Origin of the sequence: Mesorhizobium sp. M7A.F.Ca.US.006.04.2.1, from assembly GCF_004022915.1 — a bacterium.
Classification (GTDB): domain Bacteria; phylum Pseudomonadota; class Alphaproteobacteria; order Rhizobiales; family Rhizobiaceae; genus Mesorhizobium; species Mesorhizobium ciceri.
In genome coordinates this window covers 1-896 of record NZ_RZQA01001414.1, presented here as the reverse complement: position 1 = coordinate 896, position 896 = coordinate 1, and the positions used below count along the sequence as shown (strand labels likewise).

Here is an 896-nt window from a genome sequence, read left to right as displayed (position 1 = left end):
ATTCCAGGCTGGGCAACCGGTTGCGGATGTCCTCGACGGCCGAATTCACCGGCTTCGACCGCACTTTCAAGCCCGCCGATTTCAAGACGATCATCAGCACCGGCAAAGATCTTTTCCCGGGTGCCTTCGACGAGAAGAAGGCTGTGTTCTGGGCGGGCCTGCGCCCGATGATGCCCAACTCGGTGCCGGTCATCGGCCAGGCGCGCTACAAGAATCTCTATCTCGACACCGGCCACGGCCATGTCGGCTGGACCATGGCCTGCGGCTCGGGGAAATTCCTTGCCGACCTCGTTTCCGGCCGCAGGCCGGAGATCGACCCGCAGGGGCTGGTTTACGGGGGCTAGGATGTCGGGACCGCAAGTCGCCATCGACCTTGGCCGCATCGAGCGCAACGCGCGCACCATCGTCGAGCGCTGCGCGCTGTCGGGCATAAAAGTGTTCGGCGTCACCAAGGGCACTTGCGGCATGCCGCAAGTGGCACGCGCCATGCTGCGCGGCGGCGTCGCCGGCATCGCCGAATCGCGTTTCGAGAACATCCGCCGGCTGCGCGACAGCGGCATCAACGCACCGATCATGCTGCTGCGCAGCCCGCCGATGGCGCGGGTCGAGGAGGTGGTGCGCACCGTCGACATCAGCCTGCAATCGGAACTCGCCACCATCCGCGAAATTTCGCGCATCGCCGAGCGCATGGGCCGCGTCCACGACATCATGCTGATGATCGATCTCGGCGATCTCCGCGAAGGCATCTGGCCGAACGACCTGATCCCCACGGTTGAGCAGATCCTGCAGTTCAAGGGCGTGCGCATCGCCGGCATCGGCACCAATCTCGGCTGCTTCGGCGCCATCATGCCGACGCCGGAAAACCTTGGGCAGCTCGTCGCCCATGCCTACAAGAC

General features: G+C 64.8%; 2 protein-coding genes. Both read left to right on the top strand.

Features of this window, described 5'->3' with window-relative positions:
- Positions 1-344 (top strand): FAD-dependent oxidoreductase (locus EN925_RS37730; RefSeq protein WP_128337456.1); only part of this gene is annotated, 344 nt, incomplete at its 5' end.
- A 1-nt stretch (position 345) separates the two neighbouring features.
- Positions 346-896 (top strand): alanine racemase (locus EN925_RS37725; protein WP_206633174.1); only part of this gene is annotated, 551 nt, incomplete at its 3' end.